We start from the raw sequence: 26372 nt of genomic DNA, 5'->3' as shown, positions 1-26372 counted from the left end.
GGGGCTGTGTTTTGTCTGATTTATCGTCTGCTGTTGAATTGTTACCACTGCGTGCTTTGCAAGATGCGGTGTCGTATTGTCTGCTTAAAGATCAATTCCGCTTGCGCCGGCTTTGCCGCGACCTGCAGGCTAAACCTGATCTGAAAAAACAACAGCTATTGCAGGCTGACATTCTGGCATCGCAGTCCATCAGGCAAAAACGCGCTGAGGCGATGCCGCGCATCACTTACCCGGGTGAGCTGCCGGTGGTGGGCCGTAAAGACGACATCAAAGCTGCCATCGCGGCGCACCAGGTGGTCATTATCGCCGGTGAAACCGGTTCAGGCAAAACCACTCAAATTCCGAAAATTTGTTTAGAACTGGGCCGCGGTGTCGCTGGCCTGGTTGGCCATACCCAGCCACGGCGGCTGGCGGCGCGTAGCGTGGGTCAGCGTCTTGCCGATGAGCTGTCAGTGCCACTAGGTCAGCAAGTGGGTTACAAAGTGCGCTTTGGCGACCATACCGGCGCCAATACGCTGGTGAAACTGATGACCGACGGTATTCTGCTCGCCGAAATTCAGCAGGATAAGTTTCTTAATCAATATGACACCATCATCATCGATGAGGCACACGAGCGTAGCCTCAACATCGACTTTTTACTTGGTTATTTTAAGCAAATTCTGCCCAAACGACCGGATCTGAAACTGATTATCACGTCAGCGACCATAGATCCGGAAAGATTCTCCCGGCATTTCTCCAACGCGCCAATGCTCGAAGTATCAGGCCGTACTTATCCGGTTGAAGTGCGCTACCGGCCCGCCAGTGAAAACGAAGATAAAGATGCTGATCAGTTACAAGCGATTTTTGATGCGGTGGAAGAACTCTACCGCGAACCGCCGGGCGACATTCTGATTTTCTTAAACGGAGAGCGCGAAATTCGCGACACGGCCGATGCGCTGGAAAAACTGAAATTACCGCATACCGAAATCCTGCCGTTGTACGCACGCTTAAGTGCGGCAGAGCAAAACCGCATTTTTCAGAGCCATCCGGGCCGGCGCATTGTGTTGTCGACCAACGTGGCGGAAACATCCTTAACAGTGCCGGGTATCCGGTATGTGATAGACCCCGGTACAGCGCGCATTTCGCGCTACAGCTACCGCTCTAAAGTGCAGCAATTACCGATTGAAGCCATCAGCCAGGCCAGTGCCAATCAACGGAAAGGTCGTTGTGGCCGGGTTGCCGCCGGTATTTGTATTCGTCTGTACAGCGAAGATGATTTTAATAACCGCGACGCTTTTACTGATCCGGAGATTTTGCGTACCAATTTAGCCTCGGTCATTTTGCAAATGCTGGCGCTGGGTCTTGGTGATATCCAGCAATTCCCGTTTTTACAAAAACCGGACAGCCGGTTTATCAACGACGGCGTGCGGTTGCTGGACGAACTGGGGGCGCTGAAAACCGAGCGTAAAGCAGGTTTGCAGCTGACGCCTTTGGGCCGCCAACTGAGTCGCTTGCCGATTGACCCGCGTCTCGCCCGCATGGTACTGGCAGCAGCCGAGCGCAACGCTTTAGATGAATTACTGGTGATCACCGCCGCTTTATCCATTCAGGACCCACGTGAACGGCCTCTGGACAAAAAGCAAAAAGCCGATGAGCTTCATGGCCGGTTTGCCGACCCCGATTCCGATTTTGCCAGCTGGCTGAAACTGTGGCGATATTTGCAGGAACAACAAGAGAGTCAAAGCAATAATCAGTTCCGCCGTTTGTGTAAGCAAGAGCTGCTGAATTATCTGCGCGTGCGGGAATGGCAGGATTTGTATGCGCAACTCTCCCAGGTCGCCGAAGAATTAGGCCTTGTTAAAAACACCACTGCAGCAGATTATCAGTCAGTCCATACGGCCATTCTGACCGGTTTACTCGGTCAAATTGGCAGCAAAGACAGCGAAGCGGATTATCTCGGCGCGCGGCAAAGCCGCTTTTATGTATTTCCCGGCAGTCATTTGTTTAAGCGCAAACCCAAGTGGGTGATGACCGCCGAGCTGGTCGAAACCAGTAAATTGTATGCACGTACTGTGGCGAAAATTGAACCTGAATGGGTCGAACCGCTGGCACAGCATCTGGTCAGCCGCAGCTACAGCGAACCCCACTGGGAGAAGAAACGCGGTGCAGTGATTGCCTTCGAACAGGTTACTTTGTACGGCCTGATCATTGTTGGTAAAAGAGCCGTGCAATACAGCAAAATTGAACCGGAACTGTGCCATAAAATTTTTATCCGCGAAGCGCTGGTCAATCAGGAACTTGGCTCAAATGAGCCGTTCCTCGCGCATAACGCACGGTTGATTGATGCGGTCACTGATTTAGAAGACAAATCACGCCGGCGTGACATTCTGGTCGACGAAGAAACGCTGGTGGCGTTTTATGCTGAAAAAGTGCCGCTGCACGCCAATAACCGCATTGATTTTCAGACCTGGTGGAAAAAGCAGAAGCAACAGGACGCCAGTTATCTGAACTTTGACCCGGACATGCTGAAGCGTCACGAAGCCGGGCATATCACCGACGATAGCTACCCGGAATTCTGGCGTCAGGGCAATTTGCGTCTGCCGCTGGAATACCATTTTTCGCCTGGTGCGCCGGACGACGGTGTTAGCCTGTGTATTCCGCTGGCGCTGCTGAATCAGGTCGAAGAACAAGGCTTTGACTGGCTTATTCCTGGCCTGCGCCATGAATTGTTAGTGTCGCTGATAAAATGTCTACCGAAAGTGTACCGACGCAATTTTGTGCCGGCGCCTAATTATGCTGATGCCTTGTTGCAATCCATTCAGCCGGACGACGGTCCATTGTTATCGGTAGTAACCCAGCGCCTGAAGCGGATGAGTGGTGTAACTATTCCGGATGACGCCTGGGAGCTGACCGAGCTGCCGGCGCATTTAAAGATGAATTTTAAAGTCACCGACGACAAAGGGGCCGTGATAGCGCAGCATCGTTCGCTGGCGCTTTTGAAACAAAAGCTGCAAGGGCAGGTACAGGAAACTTTAAGTCAGGTCGCCGAAAAGGGCATTGAACAACAGGAGCTGACCGACTGGAGTTTTGGTGAATTACCACGTGAATATATCCGTATTCAGTCAGGTTATGAAATTAAAGCTTTTCCGGCTTTGGTTGACCAAAAAAACAGTGTCTCTATTCAGTTGCTGGACAGCCCGGAGCAGGCGGCAGCGCAGTCTCGTTTGGGTTTACGGCGTTTAATGCTGCTGAACCTGCCTTCACCGGTTAAATACTTGCAGGACCATCTGCCGAACAAAGCGAAGCTGGGGCTGTATTTTAATCCCTTTGGCAAAGTGCTGGAGCTGATCGATGACTGCATCGCAGCGGGCATTGACCATCTGATTAGCCAACAGTCCTGGCCGCATAATCAGCTGGAGTTTTTGCAGCTGCGGGACTCGGTCCGCGCTGAGCTTGGCGATACTGTGCTTGCTGTAGCGCTGCAGGTGGAGCAAATTCTGACAGTTGGACATGAGATCAGCAAAAAATTGCGTGGCCGGATGGATTTAGCGCTGACTTATGCCAATGCAGACATCAAGCAGCAGCTGGATGCATTGTTGTTTAAAGGTTTTGTCAGCGAATTTGGCGCTGGCCGTCTCGATGACATCAAACGGTATTTGCTGGCATTGCAGAAACGATTGGAAAAACTGCCCGTAGATCCGCAGCGTGACCGGCTGCAAATGCACGAGTATCAAAAAGCCGCTGACGCCTATCAGCAGCTGCTTGGCAAGTTTGCCGGTAAAGTGCTGCCGGAGCCGGTTCGCGAGATCCGCTGGATGCTGGAAGAGTTGAAAGTATCGTTATTTGCCCAGCAGCTGGGGACGCCATATCCCATTTCCGCCAAGCGGGTGCTGCTGGCCGTGCAGGAGCTGAAGTAAAGCGACCGCTTGTCGGCGTAACTAATTTCAGCTACAACTTTTTCAGCAGCGCAATAAAGGAAGTTGCAATGGAGCAGGCAGTAGTGGGCGCAATTACGAAAAAAGTGTTGTTAGTTGACGATGAGGCTTTTAACTTCGATTTATTGCAGTTAGCACTGCCAGCGCCGCAGTATCAGCTCAAGTATGTCGCACTTGGTCAGGCGGCGCTGACGCAGATCCACGATGAAAAACCAGACCTAATCCTATTGGATATTCTGATGCCAGGGCTCAGTGGCATCGACCTTTGTATTTTGCTGAAACACAATCCGCTGACTGCAGATATTCCGGTGATTATGTTGTCCGGGCTGGACTCGCCGGCGGATGTCAGAGCTGCCACGGCTGCAGGAGCGCTTGGGCTTATTGCCAAGCCTTTTTCGGCACGGGAAATCCGTTGGCAGATTGAACAGCTCGCCGGCTGGTGCTGACGCCGTGACTTTACAGGCCAGACTTTACAGGTCAGGTAGAAAGCTTTATAACAATTTGCTTCAGGTTATTTGAGAGTTGCCATGCTGAACAGAAACGATAAACGTAATTACTTCCGGATGATGGTGAACGCCGAAGTTCAGATGATGATTAACGACCCTGAATCAGGCCGGGTTTTCAGTGGCATCTGTCGTGACCTCAGTGCGACTGGCATGGCGGTCGAAGTCGACGAACCGCTGGAGATGGGGACCCTAATCCATCTGCGACTCGAGTCCACCAATAGCTCCGTAGTGCCACTGGATGCGCATGCTAAAGTTGTCCGCTGCAGCCAGGAAGCTGAAGATCTGTATCAACTTGGCTTGACTTTTATCGAACTGAATTAAGCCTGTGGTCCGTGGCGTAGTGTCCACGCTGCTGGATTTTTCACCGGTCTGACACTAAGTGTGGATTGTACCGTGACAGTGACGCCGCTTTTGATTAGGCTGTCCGCCGTTTAATATTAACTACCGATATCTCATCATGCCTGCATCTGAAAATTACTCGACGTTGCGTAACTGGCTGACGCTGTTAGTGCCGTCATTACTGGGCGTTTTTTTATTTATGACGCCGATCCCGGCAGAAAAAGGCCTGACCATTCCGGTCGCTGTGATGGCGAATGCATTAAAAACGGTTGTTGGCACTTGGATGCCGTATCTGCTGGCGTTGATTGTCTCGGTATCGGCGTTAATTACACTCGGCGTCAAAGTACTCAAACCACAAGTGATTGCGCCTGGCAGTTATGCCGGCAAGCTGTTTAGCCCCGGCTGGGGCTGGGTGCTGGTGCGTTTGTTGGGTGCAGTGTTTTTGTTATTGGTGCTGACTGGCACCGGCCCGGAGTTTGTGACCAGCAAAGCCACCGGCGCATTGGTACTGAATGATTTGCTGCCGGTGCTGCTGTCGGTGTTTGTGTTTGCCGGTTTGTTACTGCCGCTGTTGTTAAATTTTGGCCTGCTGGAAATGATTGGCACTCTGATGACCAAAGTGATGCGGCCGATTTTCCGGTTACCCGGTCGCTCTGCGGTGGATTGTATCGCCTCCTGGATTGGCGATGGCAGCGTTGGCATTTTGTTGACCAGCAAGCAGTACGAAGCCGGATTTTATACTGCGCGGGAAGCTGCCGTGATTGGCACAACTTTCTCTGCAGTTTCTATCACTTTTTGTATTGTTGTACTCGGGCAGGTGAGATTAGAACATCTGTTTCTGCCGTTTTACGCCACTATCTGTGCTGCGGGCCTGGTTGCAGCTATTGTGTTGCCATTTCTGCCGCCGCTGCGGAATAAACCAGACACTTATATTGACGGTTATGATCATATGCGCGCCGAAGGCGGGCAGTTTTCGCAAAAATCGGTGTTTGGCCGGGCCTTAGCACACGGTCTGCATCGGGCCAGTCAGGCCACAGGCGTCAAAGCCACACTGCGCGAAGGCGTTGAGGCAGTCATTGATATGCTGTTTGGTGTATTGCCGGTGATTATGGCGGTTGGCACCACGGCGCTGATCATTGCCGAATATACTCCGCTGTTCAGTATTCTTGGTGCGCCTTTTGTACCTCTGCTGGAACTGCTGCAAATCCCATTTGCAGAGCAGGCGTCAAAGTCAGTGATGGTTGGTTTTGCCGATATGTTTGTGCCGTCAATCCTCGTCAGCGAAGTGCCCAGTGAAATGACACGGTTTGTCATTGCAGCGCTTTCAGTGACCCAACTGATTTATATGTCGGAAGTCGGGGCTTTATTGCTTGGCAGTAAAATTCCGGTCACTCTATTGGATTTGTTTCTACTCTTTATCCTGCGGACCTTAATCACCTTGCCGGTGATTGCCGGTATGGCGCACTTGTTGTTTTAAGCTATTGCATTTGAAAAAAAGGGAGCTGTCGCTCCCTTTTTTCCTTGCCGGATTTAACGGCTGAACTGAACATCAAAGCTAACCGGCACCACTAACTCAATCCGGTTTAACTTGGCGATTTCCTGCAGTTTTTTCACGCCGCCATCCAGTTTAAAGTCGGTGGCTTTGACCAGTACCGGTGCTTTTGTATAAGCCAAAACTCTGTTGTCAGCAAGTTTCACCACGCTTAAGTCCACTGTGACTTTTTGCGTCTGATCTAATAAGGTCAGGCTCAGTTCGACTTTTTCCTGGTGCACAGCGCCGGTTTTCAGTGCTGTGATCTTTGCTGCATCCAAAGCGCCTGTGGCTTTAATTGCCGGGAATTGTTTGGCGTTGAATAGGTGCTCCAGCATGCGTTCGTTGCGGATTGGGATTAGCGTATCCAGGCTTTGCACCGGGATCTCCACACTAAACTGGCCATTATCGGCCCATTGACCCTGCAGTTGTTTAAAACTGTGCGTCTCGGCCACTACATCATTTTTTACAGTGACAAAATGCAGTGACGACTGCTGTGCGTCCAGCTGCCAGGCGGCCTGAGCAGAACCGGCGGCAAGCGCCAGGGCGAGCATTAATTTCTTCATGACAAACTCCGTTTAAAAACAAGGGGAATTATGTGGCTTTGCGCCCAGCAGCATACTTGACTGGCAAAACAGGTCCAAGTGTTTTTACTGCCTCTAGCTGTGCATTCGCCGAATTGGAGCAAATTTTGCCGGTAAAGTTCATTTACGGATAAAAAAGCCCTGTGGATACAGGGCTTTATAGTGTGAATTTGTGTTAGCGGATCAGGCAAACCCAGCCTTTAAGGTAATGGCCTTCCGGGTAAAAGCTGGCGATCGGGTGGTCTTTGGCCTGACTCAGCTTCTCGATAAACAAACAATCACGGCCGGCATCCAGCGCGGCGTCGGCTACGATTTTCTGGAACAGACTGTCTTCCATTAAACCTGAGCAGGAAAAGGTCAGCAGCCAGCCGCCTTTTTTCACAATTTGCATGGCGACGCGGTTGATATCTTTGTAGCCGCGGCAGGCGCCCATCAGCTGGGCTTTGCTTTCGGCAAACTTCGGCGGGTCAAGGATCACCATGTCAAACTCGCGGCCTTGCTCTTTATATTGGCGCAGCAGCTTAAAGACGTCGGCCTTGGTAAAATCGAATTTGCTAAGGTCCAGCTGATTGAGTTCAGCGTTGCGCTGCGCCGTCTGTAACGCCAGTTCTGACATATCGGCATTGGTGACATGACTGGCGCCGCCCGCGACCGCTGCTACAGCAAAAGTGCCGGTATAGCTGAAACAATTGAGCACGGTTTTGTCTTTGGCATAGCGTGCTGCGGCCGCACGGCTGTCACGCTGGTCAAGATAAAAGCCGGTTTTGTGGCCATTAATCACATCCACCAGAATTTTCATGCCGTGCTCTAAAATGACCACTTCGCCGCTGTCACGTGGCGCGTGCAGCCAGCCTGTGACCGGCAAGAGGCCTTCTTTTTTGCGCACATCAACATCTGAGCGTTCATAGATACTGCAATTCGGAAATTCATGGCGCAGCGCTGCCACTATGTTGGCGCGTTGATAATCGGCGCCGGCACTTAACAACTGCACCACCAAAATGTCGTTGTAAAGGTCAACAGTTACACCTGGCAGACCGTCAGACTCAGCTGCCACAATGCGGATGCCGTTGGTGTCATTGAGGTCAAATAATTGCTGGCGCACTAGCCAGGCCGCGCCGATGCGGCGCTGAAAAAAAGCGGCGTCTATGGCTTCCTGTTCGTCAAAAGACCAGACCCGTACGCGGATTTGCGACTCTGGTGAATAAGCGCCAGTGGCGATAAACACGCCGTCGTGGCTGCGAATATCCACGGTTTCACCGCTGTTGGCCTTGCCTTTAACCTGTTTTACTGCTTTGGAAAACACCCAGGGATGGCGGCGTTTTAATGATTTTTCCCGATCGGCTTGTAAAATGATGCTGGCGGCCATAAGAAGTTCCGAGTCTGATAATCTGCTGTGGACTGGGAGCTGGCGAAGCGTTGCCAGAGCCCTGAAAAGGGCGTCATTTTAGTCCGGTCGCAGCAAAAGCTAAAGTAAAACTATGTGTTGGGCTTGTCGCCGCAGCCAAAACTACTTGAAAGGATAATTCAATGCCGACTTTCACTGCTTTACCGGCCTCAATGCAGGCGATTGATGTGACAGGCTCTAAGCTATTGCAGTTTGTCACAGTACCGCTGCCAGTGGTCGGTGACGCTGAGGTATTAATCAAAGTCAGTGCGGCCGGGGTGAATCGGGCTGATTTAGCCCAGCGCGCCGGTTATTATCCGCCACCGCAAGGGGAGAGTGAGATTTTAGGGCTGGAAGTGGCCGGTACTGTTGTAGCCTGTGGCGCTGCCGTGAGTAGCGCTTGGCTTGGGGCTGATGTGTTTGGTTTGGTGCCGGGTGGTGGTTATGCCGAATATGTCAAAATGCCGGCCGCGCATTTGTTGCGTCGTCCTGCTGGCATGAGTGTGGAAGCCGCCGCTGGTTGCGCCGAGGTCTTTCTTACCGCTTATCAGGCCATGTTTGTATTGGGTGAATTGCGTACTGGTCAGGCCGTGTTGCTTCATGCCGGTGCCAGTGGTGTCGGTACTGCGGCTATTCAACTGGCAAAAGCTGCCGGGGCCGTAGTTGCTGTGACCGCAGGTTCTGATGAAAAAACCGGAGCCTGTCTAGAGCTTGGCGCTGATGTTGCCGTCAATTACAAAACCGCTGATTTTACCGCTGTGCTGAAAGACACGGTACCCCAAGGCTTTCGAGTGATTGTCGACCCGGTTGCCGGTGACTACTTGCCAAAGAACTTACAGGTGTTGGGTCTGGATGGCCGCATTGTGGTCTTGGCGATGCTAGGTGGCCGAACAGTGCCGGCGTTTGATTTAACTCAGATGTTTAAAAAACGCGGTCAGTTGTTATGTTCTACTTTGCGTAACCGCACTGATGAATACAAAGCAGATTTAGTCAGCCGGTTCTTGGCGCAATTTGGCAGCGGCTTAGAGACCGGTGCCATTAAGCCGGTCATTGCCAAAGTGCTGCCCTGGCAGGAAGCGGACGTTGCCCACCAGTTACTGGCCAGCAATCAACTGGTGGGCAAAGTGGTGTTAAAGGTAAGTTAGTCGGCAGCTTTCGCTGAGCTGTTGACTGCTTCGGCCTGACCGGTCAAATCCAGTTCAAACTGCGCCGGATCTGGCGACGTATCGCTTGTTGGATAACGCTCCGCCCGCATCTGGCTGTCGACTGTCTGCTGGTCAACCCGTGGGTCCAGCGCGGCGGCAAGCGGGGAGCCCACTAAGTCACCAGCGGCCATCATATAGTCCTTAGGCGCAATTTTTTCCTGCTGTTTCTGCTGGTAATTGACCTGCTGCAAGCGAACAAATAATAAGGCAGCGACGGCCGCCATAAAGGCATACAACATCTGACTGCCGCCAATCTGCATAAACGCCGAGGCTAGCAGGGGGCCGATACTGGCACCAAGACCAAAAGTCAGCAGGATAGTGGCAGAGAGTGCAACCCGTTCATGTTGTTCGATATTTTGATTGGCAAGCGCAGCACCCAGTGGGTACAACGTAAAAGCAAAAACGCCGAAAATAAACGTAAAACCAAGCTGTACCACGCCGCTGAGTGGCAGCAACGCCATCGCCAGCACGAGTAACCCCAGGATCACACTGTTGGTGCGAATCAGCCGGCTACGTCGTACCCGGTCAGACAATTTGCCCATTGGCCACTGTGCCAGCAAACCGGCCAGTACTGTGGTTGCCATATAGGCGGCAACCTGTTCGGTGTTCATGCCTTGGCTGGCTGCGTAAGCCGGTGCCAGACCATAAAAAGAGCCAACAATCACGCCAGCCATCGCAATAGTGGTGAGCGACTGCGGTACTTTTTGCCAGAACACTTTGATTTGTAGTGGCGCCGGCTTCAGCGGCTGCGGGTGAATACGCCGTGTCAACGCAAGCGGCACGATACAAAGCGCAAAACACATCGCTACCAGCAACAGCGGTTTGATGGTCAGCTCCGGGTTTAAACTCATTGCGCCTTGCCCAAGCACCAGCCCGAGATAAGACACAATCATATAACTTGCGAAAATAGTGCCGCGGTTTTTACTGTCGGCCTGTTCGTTCAGCCAGCTTTCCAGCACCATGTACTGACACATCATGCACATGCCGACAATCAGTCGCAGTAACAACCAAACCTCAAGTTGCTCAATCATGGCATGCCCCAGTGCGGACGCGGTGACGACACCGGCACTCGCGACAAAAGCGCGGATATGGCCGGCGCGTGCAATCAGCTTGTGACCGATTTTAGAGCCAAGCACCAGCCCGAGGTAATAAGCCGACATCATGGCACCGATCCAAACCTTGGCCACTTCCATCGAAGCGAGTTTGAGGCCGAGATAAGTGGTCAGCAAACCAGCTGCTAGTACCATCAGCAAGGTTGCGCTATACAACGAAGAAAACGAGCGGATAGTCGCCGCCATGCCTGTTCCTTGTCTGTTCTAAAAGAAAAACCGCAGCGAGGCTGCGGTTTTTTCAGGATTATTTAACCCGCATACCCGGTGTGGCGCCGTCATCAGGGCTCAGCAGGAAAATTTCACTGCCGCCAGGGCCTGCAGCCATCACCATGCCTTCGGACATGCCGAATTTCATTTTGCGAGGCGCCAGATTCGCGACCATCACCGTTAACCGGCCGACTAATTGTTCCGGTTGATAGGCGGCTTTAATGCCGGCGAATACTTGGCGTTGTTCGTTACCAAGGTCCAGCTGCAGCCGCAATAACTTATCCGCGCCCTCGACATGCTCAGCGCTGACTATTTTGGCAATACGCAAATCGAGTTTGGCAAAATCATCAATGTTAATAGTCGGCGCAATCGGTTCAAGCTCGGCTGCGGCTGCGGTTTGAGTAGCTGCTGCTTGTGCCGCCGGAGCTGCTGTAGCCTGCAGATTGTCTTTCGACGCATCGACCATCGCCTGCACTTTGACCGGATCTACGCGCTGCATCAGCGCTTTAAACGGATTGACGGCATGATTAAGCAGAGGCTGCTGGTAATTATCCCAGCGCAGTTCGCTGTTTAAAAACGCTTCCACTTCACGCGCCATCGCCGGTAATACAGGTTTTAAATAATGCATCAACACGCGGAACAGGTTGATACCCATAGTGCAGACATCATGCGTTTCTTGCTGTTTGCTGTCATCTTTGGCTAGAACCCATGGCGCTTTGGCGTCGATATATTGGTTGGCTTTGTCGGCCAACGCCATAATGTCGCGGATAGCGCGGGCATATTCGCGCTCTTCAAACGAGGCAGCGATGCTGTCACCCTGGGCAATAAACTCGGCAAACAGCTCTGGCTCGGCCAGATTAGCTGACAAAGTCCCATTGAATTTTTTGCTGATAAAACTGGCACAGCGGCTGGCGATATTGACCACTTTACCGACTAAATCGGCATTCACTTTCTGCGCAAAGTCTTCCAGGTTTAAATCTAAATCCACGATACCTGAGGTCAGTTTCGACGCGAAATAATAACGCAGATATTCCGGATTTAAATGTTCCAGATAAGTGCGGGCTTTGATAAAAGTGCCGCGGGATTTTGACATTTTGGCGCCGTTGACCGTGACAAAACCGTGGGCAAATACACTCGTCGGTTTGCGGTAACCGGCACCGTGTAACATCGCAGGCCAGAACAGGCTGTGGAAATAGATAATGTCTTTACCGATAAAGTGGTAAACCTCGGCGTCGGAATCTAATTGCCAGAACTGGTTAAAATCGATGCTGGTTTTGTCGCAATAATTTTTGAAACTGGCGAGATAGCCAATTGGTGCGTCCAGCCAGACATAGAAAAACTTGCCCGGCGCGCCCGGAATTTCAAAACCAAAATAAGGCGCATCACGGCTGATATCCCACTGTTGCAGACCGTCCTTAAACCACTCCTGCAGTTTGTTCGCCATCTCGCTTTGCAGCGCGCCGCCACGGGTCCAGTCCTGTAACATCTGCTCAAATGCCGGCAGGTCGAAGAAATAGTGTTCGGAATCTTTTAATACCGGTGTTGCGCCTGATACCACAGATTTCGGATTTTTCAGTTCAGTCGGGCTGTAGGTTGCACCGCAGACATCACAGCTGTCGCCGTTTTGATCGAGTGCGCCACATTTCGGGCAATCGCCTTTGACAAAACGGTCCGGCAGAAACATTTGTTTCTCCGGGTCAAACAGCTGGCTGATTGAACGGCGTTTGATATAACCACCGGCGTCGAGCTTGGTGTAGATTTCACTGGCAAAGGCCTGGTTTTCGCTGCTGTGGGTGCTGTGGTAATTGTCAAAACCAATTAAAAACTCAGCAAAATCAGCCTGATGCTCGACGGCAGTTTGCGCAATCATTTGCTCTGGGGTTAAACCTAACTGCTGCGCTTTGAGCATGATTGGGGTGCCGTGAGCGTCATCGGCACAGACGTAATAACACTGATGGCCGCGAGCCTTCTGGAAACGCGACCAGATGTCGGTCTGAATGTATTCAAGCAGGTGGCCTAAATGAATAGGGCCATTGGCATAAGGTAAGGCGCTGGTGATTAAGATTTTACGTGTCGTCATGAACCGGCTCTGTATCGATGAATGCAATAAAAACAATAAGCATCATGATACAATAGCCAGCCATAAAGCGCGACAGCAGCGCAATATCTGCCGACTTTTAGTCCGGCCCGCGCAAAAGCCTCACGCGATTGCGCCCGCGTATTTTGCAAGGATTTGTTATGTTTTCATTCTGGAAAAAAAAAGGCGAGGTCTCTTCCTCAGAAAGCTTCCCTGAGCCGCTGCGACAGCTGCTTGACACGCCTTGCCATGACGCCATTCCAATGCCGCTTAGCGAAATCGCTGATATCCGACTTGAACGACACAATCTTAAACTGACATTGCCATTCCCGGCTTTATGGCTGGAAGATTGGTTAACCACGCAGTGCAAGATCCTCGGGCTGAATTACACCATTCAGGTTGACTGCCACTCAGAACTGCCTTTTGTTTTTGCCAAAGTGCGGCAGGTGATTCTGGTTGCTTCCGGCAAAGGCGGCGTCGGTAAATCCACCACAGCAGTCAATCTTGCAGTTGCGCTCTCGCAGCAAGGTGCCAAAGTGGGGCTGCTCGACGCGGATATTTATGGCCCTTCGATTCCTTTGATGCTTGGTGAAGCGCAAAGCCGGGCGACTTCGCCCGATGAAAAACATCTGAACCCGTTGCAAAAACACGGCATTGTAATGCAATCGATAGGCTTTTTGGTGGACCCGGACAATGCAACTGTCTGGCGCGGCCCGATGGCCAGCCAAGCCTTGATGCAGCTTGTAAATGAAACTTTATGGCCAGAGCTCGATTATCTGGTGGTCGACATGCCACCGGGAACCGGCGATATCCAGCTGACCATGTCACAGAAACTGCCGGTCGCCGGTGCTGTGATTGTTACCACGCCGCAGGATGTCGCGCTTGCAGATGCAAAAAAAGCCATTCAGATGTTTCGTCAGGTCAATATTCCGCTGCTGGGCCTCGTGGAAAACATGAGTTTTTATCAGTGTCCGGCTTGTGGTCATCAGGACGATATTTTCGGCACTAACGGCGGGCTGGAACTGGCTGCTCGTTATCAGGTTAGCGTGCTGGGGCAATTGCCGCTGCAGGCGCAAATCCGCGAAGCGGGCGATGCCGGAACCCCTATCGTATTAGCAAAAGATAATCAAACAGCTGAAATCTATAGAAAAATAGCACAGCAGCTGATCTTCACTTTATACTGGCAAACCCGGCTCAGCCCGCAACAGGCGGTCGAAATTTTAATGACGGATGACTAACATGAGACTTTGTGATCGCGACATCGAACAATATCTGGCTGAAGGCAGGATCAAAATTGAACCAAGACCTGCTGCCGACATGATCAGCGGCGTCAGTGTCGATATCCGGCTCGGCCACAAATTTCGAACTTTTCGCGCTTATGCCGCGCCTTTTATCGATTTGTCCGGACCGCGCGAAGAAGTGCAGGCTGCACTCGATTCGGTGATGAGTGACGAAATTGTATTAACCGATGACGAGGCTTTTTTCCTGCATCCTGGGGAACTGGCTCTGGCCATTACGCTCGAGTCGGTTACATTACCCGCTGATATCGTCGGCTGGCTGGACGGGCGCTCCAGCCTGGCGCGACTCGGCCTGATGGTACACGTGACCGCGCACCGGATTGACCCGGGCTGGTCCGGCAATATAGTGCTGGAATTTTACAACAGTGGCCGATTGCCTCTGGCGCTTCGGCCCAACATGAAAATCGGCGCGCTGAATTTTGAATTGATGACCGGCGAAGCGGCGAGGCCCTACAACAAACGCGAAGATGCCAAGTATCGCCAGCAAAGCGGTGCGGTTGCCAGCCGGATAGGTCAAGACGACCCGGGTCAGCAAGGCTAGTGCAAGTGCAGGCACGGGATTTTTTTCGGTTATTGTTGCTCGCTGCGATTTGGGGCGCGTCGTTTTTGTTTATCCGCCTTGCAGTTCCAGCCTTTGGTCCAGCGCCGTTGATGGCTGGCCGCGTGGGACTGGCCGCCTTGTTTCTGGCAATCATCGCCTGGTGCTGGCACAAGCCTTTATTGCTGCGTGGCAATATCCGGCATTTTTTGATCCTGGGGCTTATCAATTCAGCCTTGCCGTTTTTGCTGTTCGCCTATGCTGCGCATTGGCTGACCGCGTCGGTGATGTCGGTGTTAAATGCCACAGCGCCGATCTGGGGGGCTGTACTTGGTGTGCTGTTTTTTCGCCAGCCTTTGAGCCTGAAACTGGTCAGCGGCCTGTTGCTGGGGATAAGTGGCGTGGCAATACTGGTTGGTTTTGATGCTGTCGTGCTGCAGCCCAATGCGGCTATGGCGATAGCGGCTGCAGCCGGGGCCGCCTGTTGTTATGGTCTAGCTACCCATTACACTCGTCGTGCTGCAGCAGTGGAACCTTTTGCCAATGCCCACGGTAGTATGTGGGCAGCATTCTGTTGGTTATTGCCGCTGGCATTGTTGCAACCTCCTGTAACTGTACCAAGTCCGCTACAGGGCATTGCCTTATTGTTGCTCGGTGTGCTGTGCACTGGCGTTGCTTATCTGCTGTACTTTGCGTTGGTGCGTGACATTGGCGCCACGCCGACTTTGACGGTGACTTTTTTAATCCCGGTGTTTGGTGTCAGTTGGGGCTCGTTGTTTTTGAATGAAACGGTTGGCTGGCACACTTTGGCCGGTGCAGTGACTGTGCTTTGTGGTACCGCGCTGGTAACCGGATTTACGCTGTCGAACTTGTGGGGTGTAAAACAGTCCAAGTGCTGAGCTGTATTCAGAAGGGATTCAGAAATAACAGCATATAACTGAGTTATCGTTCGAGATGTTTTGACTGTGACCCGTGATAAACAAGCTGCATCGCCGCAGCAAGGAGCCAAAAATGTCGTGCCGTGTGCCTTTTTTATCTGCCATTACTCTCGCTTTAGTCACTCAGTTTCCAGCTGTTGCGGCAGACAAACAGGCCGCAGCCAAAGCGACCCAACAACTGAGCCAGCCTGCCGCTGCAAAACAGCAGGCACCGGCAAAAAAACAATTTTCTCAGGCTGAATTGGACCAGATGCTGGCGCCGGTGGCACTGTATCCAGACACAGTGTTATCCCACGTTTTAATCGCAGCGACTTATCCGCTGGAAATTATTAAAGCCACACGCTGGTTGTCTGCCAAACCCGGCATGACGTCTGAACAGGCATTAAAAGCAGCCGAAAATGAGACCTGGGACCCGAGCGTACGCGCCCTGGTCGCTTTCCCGCCACTGCTGACCAAGATGAATAACGAATTAGACTGGACACAAAAACTGGGTGATGCCTTTTTAGTGCAGGAAAAACAGGTGATGGCAACAGTGCAGAAACTGCGCGAAAAAGCCTACACAGCGGGTAATCTGACTAATCAGGAACATATCCGCGTTGAGCGCAAAGAAAAAGTTATCGTCATTGAGCCGGCACGGCCTGAAGTGATTTACGTGCCTGTGTATGACACGCGGGTGGTTTACGGTGACTGGTGGTGGCGGTCTTACCCACCCATACACTGGCCGTACCCGACTGGCTATCGTCGGCATGCATCATTTTATTGGGGCGCTGGCGTGCAGGTTGCACCTAATTTCTATTTCTCTACGTTCTACTGGCCACGCAATGAAATTGTCGTGATCCATCATCATGATTATCGTCCGCGGCAGTATTACCGTAGTCACGATATTTACCAGCACGAAGAACGCCGGCACTGGCGGCATAACCCACAGCACCGCCACGGTGTGGTGTATCAGGCCGGTTATGAACCTGTGCGCGAGACGCGCGGCGAAACCTGGCGTTATGAAGATCAGGGTGAACGCCGGCGCTGGGCTGCAGAAAAACGTCAGGACAACAATGTCGCGATGCCAGGGGATCAACAAATTATCGCACAGCCTGATCCGGACCATGAGCAGCTACGCCGACAGCAACAGGAACGCGATCAGGTGTTCGCGCAGCCGGTCAATGAGTTAAATCCGCAGACCGAACCAGTGACAGTGACGCCAGATCAGGGCGATACCACAACGCCAGTGCAGCCGGTCGCTGAAACTGTTGATAACAACAAAGACGGTGTGATTGAACAACCGGTGTTTGAGCAGCCGGTGCATGAAACGCCTGTGACGGATATGCCAGCGCCGGTTGACCAGATTGGCTCGCCAGAGGAAATCGCGACGCCAGAAATAGTGCAACAACCTGAGCCGCAACCGGTATTTGAACAACCACAGCCCGTTGAGCCGATGCCGGAACCGGTCACAGAGCAACCGATCACGGAGCTGCCGGTTTACCAACAACCGGAGCCCGTGCAGCAACCTGAACCGGTGTATCAGCAGCCTGAGCCGGTGTACCAGCAACCTGAGCCGGTGTACCAGCAGCCTGAGCCGGTGTACCAGCAACCAGAACCGGTGTATCAGCAGCCTGAGCCTGTTTACCAGCAACCAGAGCCGGTGTACCAGCAACCAGAACCGGTGTATCAGCAGCCTGAGCCGGTGTATCAGCAACCAGAGCCGGTGTACCAGCAACCTGAGCCTGTTTACCAGCAACCAGAACCGGTGTACCAGCAGCCTGAGCCGGTGTATCAGCAACCGGAGCCGGTGAGCCAGCCAGTTATTGAACAAACTGGCATTCAGTAAAATGTGTCAGGCAGCCGGTGTGCTGCCTGGTTATTTAGGAGAAAGTATGCAGTTATATGGGTCTACGTCGTCGCCTTTTGTCCGCCGTTTGCGCTTATTGCTGGCAGAGCGGCCGCATGAGTTTATCAGTCTGAATATTTTTGAGTCGGCCGACCGTGAGCGGCTAATCGCACTGAATCCGACACGCAAAGTGCCGATGCTCTCAGACGGCGAGCAGGTAGTGTTTGACTCTGGCGTGATCTACCGTTACCTGACACAAAAATTCGCCTTAAGCCCATTAAGCTGGCCGCAGGAGAATTTGCTGACCATCATTAATGCAGCCAATGATTCGCTCGTTGAGTTGCTGCTGTGTAAACGCTCAGGTTTTGATGTCCGGGATAACAAATTGTTTTTTAATCTGCAACACGAACGGGTGCAGGCCACGCTGAAGATTTTAAATAGCAAAGTCTCAGCCGGTGAATTCCAGCAATGGGACTATCTGTCGATGAGCCTGTATTGTCTGGTCGACTGGATTTGTTTCCGTGAGCTGGTCGATATGCAGCCATTTGGCGCTTTATTACAGTTTAAAATTGCCCATCAGGATGAAGTCGGGGTGGCTGAAACAGATCCAAGGTTGGGTTGAATTCTAAGCAAAAAAATGGCTGCAATTGCAGCCATTTTTGTCAACGGAGCACAAATGCTGGTTTAATCCAGACCAATAAAACCACCGGTCTGATGTGCCCATAACTGCGCATAGATGCCACCTTGTGCAATCAGCTCCTGATGGCTGCCTTGTTCGACGATAGCACCCTGGTCCAGCACAATGAGCCGGTCCATCGCCGCAATAGTCGACAAACGATGCGCGATGGCAATGACGGTTTTGCCGGCCATCAGTCGGTTAAGGCTTTGCTGGATCGCTGCTTCGACTTCAGAATCCAATGCTGAGGTCGCTTCATCCAGAATTAAAATCGGCGCGTTTTTCAACAACACGCGTGCTATTGCAATGCGCTGACGCTGACCGCCGGATAGCTTCACGCCACGCTCGCCGACCTGTGCATCCAAGCCCTGATTGCCGCGTGGGTCACTCAGTTCACTGATAAACTGATCAGCTTCGGCGGCTTTGACGGCGGCCAATAGTTCAGCTTCAGTGGCGTCCGGTTTGCCGTACAGAATGTTTTCCCGGACAGTGCGGTGCAAAAGCGACGTATCCTGTGTCACCATGGCAATTTGGGCGCGCAGGCTTTCTTGTTTCACGTCGCGGATATTTTGCCCGTCAATACGGATTTGGCCGGTTTCAAGGTCATAAAACCGCAATAGAAGATTGACCAGAGTCGATTTACCGGCGCCGCTGCGGCCAACCAGGCCAACTTTTTCGCCCGGTTTAATTTGTAAATCCAGTTGCTGCAGCACTTGCCGGCCTTGGCTGGCGTACTGAAAACTCACCTGGTCAAAATGGATAGCGCCGCCTTGCACTTGCAGTGGCTTAGCGTCCGGCTGGTCCAGTACTTGTTGTGGCTGCGCCAGCGTGGTGATGCCATCGGCCACAGTACCGATATTTTCAAACAAACTGCTGACTTCCCACATGATCCACTGCGACATGCCGTTTAAGCGCAGCGACAGACTGACCGCAATCGCGATTGCGCCAACACTAACTGCCTGCGCCATCCACAACCAAATCGACAGCGCGCCAATAGAAAATACCAGCAGATAATTCAGTGCCTGCACGCTGAAACTTAACCAGGTGACGAGGCGCATTTGTTCGTACACCGGATTTAAAAAACGCGACATACTGTCTTTGGCGTAATCGGCTTCGCGGCTGGTGTGCGAAAACAACTTAATGGTATTGATATTGGTGTAGCTGTCGACGATGCGACCGGTCATATCAGAGCGGGCGTCAGCCTGGCGGCTCGCCACATCTTTGAGGCGCGGAATAAAATATATTTGCAGACAGATATAGGCCGCCAGCCAAACTAACAGAGGCAGAACCAAACGCCAGTCGGCATCAAATACCAGATACAGCATAGTACTGAAATACACCAGCACATAGACCATGACATCGAGCAGCTTAGTCGCAGTTTCCCGCACGGCAAGGGCCGTTTGCATCACTTTGGTGGCGATGCGGCCGGCAAAATCATTCTGATAAAAACTGACGCTTTGTTTGAGTAAATACCGGTGCGCCTGCCAGCGAATGGACATCGGATAGTTGCCCAACAAGGTCTGGTGTAACACGGCAGAGTGAATAAGCACCAACAGCGGCATACCGACAGCGGTTAATAAACCCATGCGGATCAGTGTGTCTTGCTCGGTTTGCCATAAAGTCGCCGGGTCTTTTTGTACCAGCCAGTCGACTAATTGCCCCATAAAACCGAACAACGATACTTCGAGCATTGCCAATAATGCAGTGAGCAGCGCCATCACCGCCAAAGGAATTTCCATGCCTTTGCTGTAATGGCGACAAAACGCATACAACCCCTTGGGCGGTTGCGTCGGCTCTTCAGCCGGAAAAGGATTGGTTAGTTTTTCGAAAAACTGCAGCATGGCAGACCTCTGTGTGCCTGCCACTTGCGCGGCAGGTGTTAATAATTGCTGAGAATATCCCCGCTACAGCTCAGCATGGCCTGAATCTGTGGCAACGTGATATCCAGATGAGTGACTAAGCGTAAGCGGGATTTGGTCTGGCCAGCGCTCTGATAAACACTGCTGGTCAGCCGGACCTGATGTTTGCCTAATTCTGCCACAAAATGGCTGGCAAGCGCAGCGTCTAAATCGCAGAAAATGATATTGGTTTGCGGCATTTGCAGTGAAAACTGAGTTTCCAAACCGCAGTCTGACACTATCTGCTTGAGGCCTGATGCCAGCTGCTGCGCATGTTGATGATCATCGGCCAGCCGTCTGACATGCTGCTGCAAAGCATACAAACCAGCTGCAGCTAAACCGCCGGCCTGACGCATGCCGCCACCGAGCATTTTGCGCACGCGGCGGGCACGTGCGATAAATTCGGCGGAGCCTAGTAATAACGAACCAACCGGGGCGCCAAGTCCTTTGGACAAACACACTGAAATTGAGTCGTAACCGGCGACCAGCTGCCGGGCAACCTGATAAGGGTCTGCTTGAGTGGCAGTGGCAATAGCTACTGCAGCATTAAAAATCCGTGCGCCGTCTATATGGCAGGCCAGCTGGTTGGATTTGGCTAATTCAGACATCTGCGCCATATAGTCCAGACTTAGTACCTGGCCGCCCGTGGTATTTTCAATGACCAGCAAGCGGGTGCGGGCAAAATGCGGGTCGTCCGGTTTAATCGCCGCCAGCACATCAGCCGCTAACAGGCTGCCATCTGGCTGATTGGCCAATGGTTGTGGTTGAATGGAACCCAGCACCGCCATGCCGCCGCCTTCCCACTTGTAGGTGTGCCAGTTTTGGCCAACGATGGCTTCATCGCCGCGCTGGCAATGGCTCATCAACGCAATCAGGTTGGTCATAGTGCCGCTTGGCGCGAACAAAGCCGCTTCAAAGCCCAACAGTTCTGCGGCATATTGTTGTAGTGCATTGACGGAAGGATCGTCACCAAATACGTCATCGCCAAGCGGAGCAGCGGCCATCGCTGCACGCATGGCAGCAGTCGGTTGAGTCACGGTGTCAGAGCGAAAATCAATCATTAGTGATCCCTGCAAATAGTTGTAACGCTGGTACTCTAACACACCAAACGCGGTAAACCGGAGCAGTCAGTACCGTGAATTCTGACCAAAGGCCTTGGGCCTGCGACTAAAAGGGCTGCTGGTTTTGCGGCCCGGCCATAAATGCTTGGGTCAAACTGTCGAGGTCATTAACCAGCCAGGCCGGATCCAGATAATCCCTGAGTCCCTGCGGCAAATAACGCGTAAGCTGAGTTGCAGTCGCCGACAGTCGCCGGTCGCGGCGGGCAACAAGATACCAGTGACTTTCCAACGGCAATCCTTTCACTGACAAGATCTGCACCGGTTCAGTGCCTGCTTTGAGTGTATGTGCGGATAACACCGCAAGACCGAGGCCTGAGGCGACACTGAGACGGATAGCCTCGTTACTTTCTATCTGCATGGTTTTTTCCAGCGCCAGCCCCTGGCCGCTTAACCAGGTTTCCAGCATCAGCCGGGTGGCGGAACCAGGTTCACGGATCAGAAAACGTTCGGCTTTTAAATCCGCCATGGTCAAATCAGCGCGTCCTGCCGCCCAGTGCCCCGGTGGTGCTATCAATTGCAGCGGGTTTTTCAGCAACCGGCGCGCCAACACCTGATTACCGGCCGGGGGATGGCTGAACAAAAACAGGTCGTCCTGTTGCTGTTCAAACCGGCTTACAATTTGCGCCCGGTTGCCAATATTTAAAGTCAGTTCGATTTGTGGAAACTGACGGGAAAACTCTGCTAACAGCGGCGGTAAAATGTACTTGGCGGTGGTGACAATCCCCAGGCTTAAACTACCGCTATTGCCAGCGCGGGCACTTTGTACAAACTGCGAAAAATCAGCAAAACGGCCCAGCACATCCTGACTGGCGCGGTATAACTCGGCACCCACCGGCGTTGGCACCAGTAAACCATGCTCTTGCTCCAACAAAGGCTCACCAGCCCATTCAGTGAGTTTTTTCAGCTGGATGGACACGGTCGGCTGCGTCAGATGCAGCTGCCTCGCCGCCTGCGAAATACTGCCGTGCTGCAGCACGGCCTGATACACCTGCAATAGCCGGAAACTCAGATGACGGATGTTCATAGATAATTATCTATATCGTTAAGTAGATACATTTATTATTCATCAGTTGCAGTGACGTGCACAATAGCGCCCGGCTCAGAGCGGAGGAAATATAGATGCCAGATATTGTGATAGCGTTTTTTGCCTTTGGTTTAATCGCTGGTTTGCTGAAATCTGATTTGAAAGTACCGCATTCAATCTATGAAACCTTGTCGATTTTGTTGATGCTGGTGCTGGGGCTAAAAGGTGGTTTGGCACTGCATGGCAATGTCACTTCTACTTTATTACTGGAATTGTTGCCGGTTGCGTTGCTGGGTTTTATCTTGCCTTTGCTGTGTTATCCAATTTTACGCAAGCTCGTCCGGCTGAATATAGATGATGCCGCCAGTATCGCGGCACACTATGGCTCGGTCAGTGCCGGAACTTTTGCGCTGGTTCTGGCGATGACGGAGCGGGCCGGTTTACCGGTAGCACCACAGACCACGCTTTATCTGGTGCTGTTGGAGCTGCCGGCTATTATCGTGATGCTATGGTTGCACCGCCGCTTGACTGGTCAGGGCAGTGCCGGCGGTATCGTGCGGGAATCGCTGACCAGCCGAGGTGTGTTGCTGCTCGGCGGTGGTGTGTTGATTGGTTATGTGTATGGACCTGTGGGGCTGGAACCGATTGCACCGGCTTTGCTTGGCGGTTTTAAAACGATGCTGGCGTTGTTTCTGTTAGAGATGGGGTTATGTACGGCGAAAGTCTGCTCACCTTTGCCGCTGGCGCAATGGAGATTATTAACCTTTGCCGCAGTTATGCCGTTTGCACTGGCGTGGAGTGGGATTGCGACTGCGCTCTGGCTTGAATTGCCACAAGGCAGCGCTGTAGTCCTTGCCGGTTTAACAGCCAGCGCGTCTTACATCGCCGCGCCGGCCGCTATCCGCGCCGCAGTACCGGGGGCTAACATTGGGCTTGCCATGTTAGCGGCACTGGGTATTACTTTTCCGGTCAACGTGCTGATTGGCTTACCGCTGTATCAGCATTGGGTCAGCTGGTTTTATTAACAGCAGCCTTTTGCAAATTTATCCCAGGTGCCAGCCAAGCTGGCGCCTGAGCCATTGCCAGCTGGGTGGGACGGTTTTTAACGGGGCAGATTTGGGTGCATTGGTCACCAGCAAATCTGCCTTGATCCAAGGCGGTGCCACACTGCCAAACCCGGCAGTCGGGTAGTACTCCGGCTGAAATGTTCTGTTCTGTTGTTCCATTTTCATCACATCACCTCTGTAATATCTCAGGCCACACCGGCAATTTGCCAGTCATGTGTTGCAGTCAGATGATCCACCGGCAGATAGTCAGAAACTTCTGCATCTGGCGAACCTTCGTCTGAGCACGGTTATCCGTTCCGGCCGCAACTGGGTCAGTGTAAAGGTTTGTGACTAAAAAAGCTGCTCCAGCCTGCTGTCGGTTTTCTTCAGTCCTTATATCGGTCTTGATGTTGCCGTATCTGCATTGACTGGAAAATTTCCATCAGATCAAGACGCTAAACATATTCCTTCTGGTTGCCAGCTGCTACTGTCCGTATTCTGTTACAAGACAACGGTGTCATTGGATTTTTATAATTTAGTGAGACCTGAATTAATGAGCTGAAAATGCTGCAACTCAAAAACATGAGGCTGAGCGATAAAAAGCAAAAAGCCTGCAAAAGCAGGCTTTTTGAGAGAAATTAAGTGGTCGGTACGGCGGGATTCGAACCCACGACCCCTGACACCCCATGACAGTGCGCTACCAGGCTGCGCTACGTACCGACGAGCGCCTTATCTTACTGCCTTTCTGTCTGATTGCAATGCCATCGAGCCTGACTGCGGTATTTTTAGCCGGTTTATCAGGTAAATAGCCCAAACCCAGGCGACGATTTCGGTTATGGTAGTCATAGCTTGCATCCATCCGGATGTCTGCGTTTAAACAGCTGCGACACGCCGGAGGCCGGAAAATTTATGTGGGTTTTGTTTACCTTGTTAGCTGCGTCAATGCAGGCGGTGCGTAATGCCTGTCAAAAGGAACTGAGTAAAGAAGTCGCGGTGATGGGGGTAACGCTGGCGCGCTTTATCTACGCCAGTCCTTTGGCGGCGCTTTATTTATGGGCTTTATATGCACTCTCCGAACCCGCCCAGCAGGCAGAAGTCCCACAGTTTTCACTCAGCTTTGCCGCTTATGTGCTTGCAGCGTCGCTGATGCAAATTCTGGCAACAGCATTGATGGTGGTGCTGTTTAAGCAAAAAAACTACGCGATTGGGGTTGGTCTGGCAAAATCGGAAGCGATTTTCGCCGCCGTGCTCGGCGTGTTGTTTTTCGCCAGCGCACTCAGTCCGCTTGGCTGGCTTGGCGTGGCGGTTGGCGCAGTGGCAGTGTTTTTACTCAGCGGTGTGAAAACGGTCCGCGAGCTGCCGCTGCAAACCGTCGCCATCGGTGCCGCCTGTGGTGCGGCCTTTGCGTTGACTTCTTTGTGGATCAGAGAAGCCAGTCTGGCGCTCGGGTTGCCGTTTCCTTTTGGTGCTGCCTGGGTGCTGTTGTTTGTTATCAGCTGCCAGACGTTGTTACTACTGGGCTATTTATTGTTGCGCGACCGAACAGTGCTGGTCGCGCTGTGGAACAGGCCGCGGTTGACGATGCTGACCAGTTTTTTTAGCTGTGTCGGTTCGCTCGGCTGGTTTACTGCGATGAGTCTGGAAACCGTGCCGCTGGTCAAAACGCTGGGGCAGGTGGAAGTGCTGTTTACCTTATTGATTTCGGTGTTCTGGTTTAAAGAAAAGCTCAAACGCACCGACTTGCTGGGCCTTGCTCTGGTCGTGGTGGCGGCTGTGCTGGTGATGTGGGCCTGATTTTGCGTAGAATATGCCAACGCATTTTTTGATAAAACAAAGCCAAATTATGACAACAAATATTCTTGGCCGGGCACTGAGCCCGGCAGACCTCGCAGCCAGCGGTGATTTTCTCGCTCTGACGCTAAGCCATCCTGAACATTTAACGCCATTCTCCTGCGTGCTTACGGATGGCACTGTCGCTGAGATTTGGGATACCGGCGTCATCTGCCTGACGCCTGTACAGCATGGCAAAACTGATGTTGTGATATCTTCTGGCGTGCATGGCAATGAAACAGCGCCGATTGAACTCTGCGCTGCGCTGTGTATCGACGTGCTGACTGGCAAGCTGCAACTGAAACAACGAACCTTGTTTTTGTTTGGCAATCCGCCGGCCATTAACGCAGGAAAACGGGAACTGGTCGATAACCTGAATCGTTTATTCTCCGGCCATCACAGCAAAGCTGACGGTGAACCAGGCTGGGAGCGTCAGCGAGCGGCAAAGCTTGAACAATATGTGTTGCGTTTTTATCAAGCCGGTGGCGAAGGGCGCGAACGCTTGCTGTACGACCTGCACACCGCTATTCGCGGCTCGCAGTTTGAAAAATTTGCTGTGTATCCGTTTTTACACGGCAAACCCTGGAACAAAACCCAGCTGCGCTTTTTACATGCCTGCGGCGTAGAAACTTTCCTGCTCATGCAAACACCGGCTTCTACCTTTAGTTATTTTGGCGCACAAAGCTGCGGTGCTCATGCCTTTACCCTGGAACTCGGTAAAGTGCGGCCCTTTGGCGAGAATGATATGAGTCGCTTTGCCGCTTGTGATTTGATGCTGCGCGCTTTGGTGACAGACAGACTGCCTGAGCTCGCTGAATTCGACGAAAGCAAGTTTAACTTTTTTGTCGTGAGCAGGGCTGTAAACAAACAAACTGAGCAGTTTGAGCTTTGTTTTGCCCGCAATATCGAAAACTTCAGCCAGTTTCCGCTCGGTACTGTGCTGGCGCGCGATGGCGCTATTGAATATCGCGTCGATGAACCGGGGGAAGCCATTATTTTCCCCAATGCCGATGTCGCAATCGGCCAGCGCGCGATGTTGCTGGTGAAACCGGTGTCCATCGCCGGGCAGCTCTGTGACTAAGCACTCCTATCTGCATTGCTAAACGGGCTTAGTGCCCGTTTTTGCTTCACATTAGTTTTCCTTATCCGAGCCCTCGGAAAAATTCACCGTAAAAACCGCGGCTGTGCTACGTTTTACAGGCTGGTGCTGTTGCAATGCAGTTTACGTAAAGGTAAAGTCAGCCGCGCTGGAGTAAAAACTATAACAGCATCAAGCAGGGGTTTGGTTGACGTCCACGTCAAGTATAATAATCCGACGC

General features: G+C 52.3%; 21 protein-coding genes and 1 tRNA gene. 13 read left to right on the top strand and 9 right to left on the bottom strand.

Going from position 1 to position 26372, the window contains the following annotated elements; all coding sequences use genetic code 11:
- The first annotated feature begins 11 nt into the window (after positions 1–11).
- From hrpA to Q399_RS0101780, 4 genes are all read left to right on the top strand, one after another.
- Positions 12–3896, top strand: a complete 3885-nt coding sequence (gene hrpA / locus Q399_RS0101795; RefSeq protein ID WP_245612802.1) for an ATP-dependent RNA helicase HrpA — start codon at positions 12–14, stop codon at positions 3894–3896.
- 68 nt (positions 3897–3964) lie between these two features.
- Positions 3965–4360, top strand: coding sequence for a response regulator (locus tag Q399_RS0101790; RefSeq protein WP_031564853.1), 396 nt, complete (start codon positions 3965–3967; stop codon positions 4358–4360).
- Positions 4361–4441: 81 nt separating this feature from the next.
- Positions 4442–4741, top strand: a complete 300-nt coding sequence (locus Q399_RS0101785) for a PilZ domain-containing protein (RefSeq protein ID WP_031564850.1) — start codon at positions 4442–4444, stop codon at positions 4739–4741.
- A gap of 136 nt (positions 4742–4877) precedes the next feature.
- The gene (locus tag Q399_RS0101780) at positions 4878–6236 is read left to right on the top strand and encodes a YjiH family protein (protein ID WP_031564848.1); all 1359 of its coding nucleotides are present in this window, start codon (positions 4878–4880) and stop codon (positions 6234–6236) included.
- Positions 6237–6289: 53 nt separating this feature from the next.
- Here the strand turns inward: Q399_RS0101780 and Q399_RS0101775 are convergent, their stop codons facing one another.
- Together Q399_RS0101775 and Q399_RS0101770 are read right to left on the bottom strand one after the other, a co-directional pair.
- A complete protein-coding gene (locus Q399_RS0101775; RefSeq protein WP_031564845.1) occupies positions 6290–6856 on the bottom strand; it encodes a YceI family protein in 567 nt (188 codons plus the stop codon).
- Between the two features lie 193 nt (positions 6857–7049).
- On the bottom strand, positions 7050–8240 hold the full coding sequence (locus Q399_RS0101770; RefSeq protein ID WP_031564844.1) for a class I SAM-dependent methyltransferase: 1191 nt from the start codon (positions 8238–8240) through the stop codon (positions 7050–7052).
- Between the two features lie 161 nt (positions 8241–8401).
- On the opposite strand from Q399_RS0101770, the gene Q399_RS0101765 reads away from it, so the two are divergent.
- Positions 8402–9403 carry an NAD(P)H-quinone oxidoreductase gene (locus tag Q399_RS0101765; protein ID WP_051685668.1) on the top strand — a complete coding sequence of 334 codons (1002 nt, stop codon included), beginning with the start codon at positions 8402–8404 and terminating at the stop codon, positions 9401–9403.
- On the opposite strand, the gene Q399_RS0101760 is transcribed toward Q399_RS0101765, so the two are convergent.
- Together Q399_RS0101760 and metG are read right to left on the bottom strand one after the other, a co-directional pair.
- A complete protein-coding gene (locus Q399_RS0101760; protein ID WP_031564840.1) occupies positions 9400–10761 on the bottom strand; it encodes an MFS transporter in 1362 nt (453 codons plus the stop codon). The genes Q399_RS0101765 and Q399_RS0101760 overlap by 4 nt on opposite strands.
- A 58-nt stretch (positions 10762–10819) precedes the next feature.
- Entirely contained in the window at positions 10820–12862 is a 2043-nt protein-coding gene (metG, locus tag Q399_RS0101755) for a methionine--tRNA ligase (protein ID WP_031564837.1), read from the bottom strand.
- Positions 12863–13020: 158 nt separating this feature from the next.
- Between metG and apbC the strand changes: the two genes are divergently transcribed.
- The 5 genes from apbC (at position 13021) to Q399_RS0101730 (ending at position 18080) form a co-directional block, all read left to right on the top strand.
- Positions 13021–14097, top strand: a complete 1077-nt coding sequence (gene apbC / locus Q399_RS0101750; RefSeq protein ID WP_031564835.1) for an iron-sulfur cluster carrier protein ApbC — start codon at positions 13021–13023, stop codon at positions 14095–14097.
- 1 nt (position 14098) lies between these two features.
- Positions 14099–14698 (top strand): dCTP deaminase, encoded by a 600-nt coding sequence (gene dcd, locus Q399_RS0101745; RefSeq protein ID WP_031564833.1) that lies wholly within the window; start codon positions 14099–14101, stop codon positions 14696–14698.
- Between the two features lie 5 nt (positions 14699–14703).
- Positions 14704–15594: a DMT family transporter gene (locus tag Q399_RS0101740; RefSeq protein WP_031564831.1), complete on the top strand. Its 891-nt coding sequence runs from the start codon at positions 14704–14706 to the stop codon at positions 15592–15594.
- A gap of 112 nt (positions 15595–15706) precedes the next feature.
- Positions 15707–17458, top strand: a complete 1752-nt coding sequence (locus Q399_RS21325) for a DUF3300 domain-containing protein (RefSeq protein WP_051685667.1) — start codon at positions 15707–15709, stop codon at positions 17456–17458.
- A 46-nt stretch (positions 17459–17504) separates the two neighbouring features.
- On the top strand, positions 17505–18080 hold the full coding sequence (locus Q399_RS0101730; protein WP_031564827.1) for a glutathione S-transferase family protein: 576 nt from the start codon (positions 17505–17507) through the stop codon (positions 18078–18080).
- Positions 18081–18142: 62 nt separating this feature from the next.
- Here the strand turns inward: Q399_RS0101730 and Q399_RS0101725 are convergent, their stop codons facing one another.
- The 3 genes from Q399_RS0101725 to Q399_RS0101715 all read right to left on the bottom strand — a co-directional run bounded on the left by Q399_RS0101725 (position 18143) and on the right by Q399_RS0101715 (position 22177).
- Positions 18143–19975 (bottom strand): ABC transporter ATP-binding protein, encoded by a 1833-nt coding sequence (locus Q399_RS0101725; RefSeq protein ID WP_031564825.1) that lies wholly within the window; start codon positions 19973–19975, stop codon positions 18143–18145.
- A 38-nt stretch (positions 19976–20013) separates the two neighbouring features.
- Entirely contained in the window at positions 20014–21093 is a 1080-nt protein-coding gene (ltaE, locus tag Q399_RS0101720; protein ID WP_031564823.1) for a low-specificity L-threonine aldolase, read from the bottom strand.
- Positions 21094–21199: 106 nt separating this feature from the next.
- A complete protein-coding gene (locus Q399_RS0101715) occupies positions 21200–22177 on the bottom strand; it encodes a LysR family transcriptional regulator (RefSeq protein WP_031564820.1) in 978 nt (325 codons plus the stop codon).
- A 95-nt stretch (positions 22178–22272) separates the two neighbouring features.
- Between Q399_RS0101715 and Q399_RS0101710 the strand changes: the two genes are divergently transcribed.
- Positions 22273–23202 carry a sodium-dependent bicarbonate transport family permease gene (locus tag Q399_RS0101710; protein WP_031564819.1) on the top strand — a complete coding sequence of 310 codons (930 nt, stop codon included), beginning with the start codon at positions 22273–22275 and terminating at the stop codon, positions 23200–23202.
- Between the two features lie 18 nt (positions 23203–23220).
- On the opposite strand, the gene Q399_RS0101705 is transcribed toward Q399_RS0101710, so the two are convergent.
- Together Q399_RS0101705 and Q399_RS0101700 are read right to left on the bottom strand one after the other, a co-directional pair.
- The gene (locus tag Q399_RS0101705; protein WP_031564817.1) at positions 23221–23409 is read right to left on the bottom strand and encodes a hypothetical protein; all 189 of its coding nucleotides are present in this window, start codon (positions 23407–23409) and stop codon (positions 23221–23223) included.
- Positions 23410–23866: 457 nt separating this feature from the next.
- A tRNA-Pro gene (locus Q399_RS0101700) sits at positions 23867–23943 on the bottom strand.
- A 189-nt stretch (positions 23944–24132) separates the two neighbouring features.
- Here Q399_RS0101700 and Q399_RS0101695 point away from each other — a divergent pair.
- Both Q399_RS0101695 and astE read left to right on the top strand, forming a co-directional pair.
- Positions 24133–25017, top strand: coding sequence for an EamA family transporter (locus Q399_RS0101695; protein ID WP_031564815.1), 885 nt, complete (start codon positions 24133–24135; stop codon positions 25015–25017).
- 49 nt (positions 25018–25066) lie between these two features.
- Positions 25067–26134 (top strand): succinylglutamate desuccinylase, encoded by a 1068-nt coding sequence (gene astE / locus Q399_RS0101690; RefSeq protein ID WP_051685787.1) that lies wholly within the window; start codon positions 25067–25069, stop codon positions 26132–26134.
- Positions 26135–26372 lie beyond the last annotated feature (238 nt).

It is taken from the genome of Rheinheimera texasensis DSM 17496 (assembly GCF_000711985.1).
In the GTDB taxonomy this organism is placed as follows: Bacteria; Pseudomonadota; Gammaproteobacteria; order Enterobacterales; family Alteromonadaceae; genus Pararheinheimera; species Pararheinheimera texasensis.
This window is presented reverse-complemented; position numbering and strand designations above follow the sequence as displayed.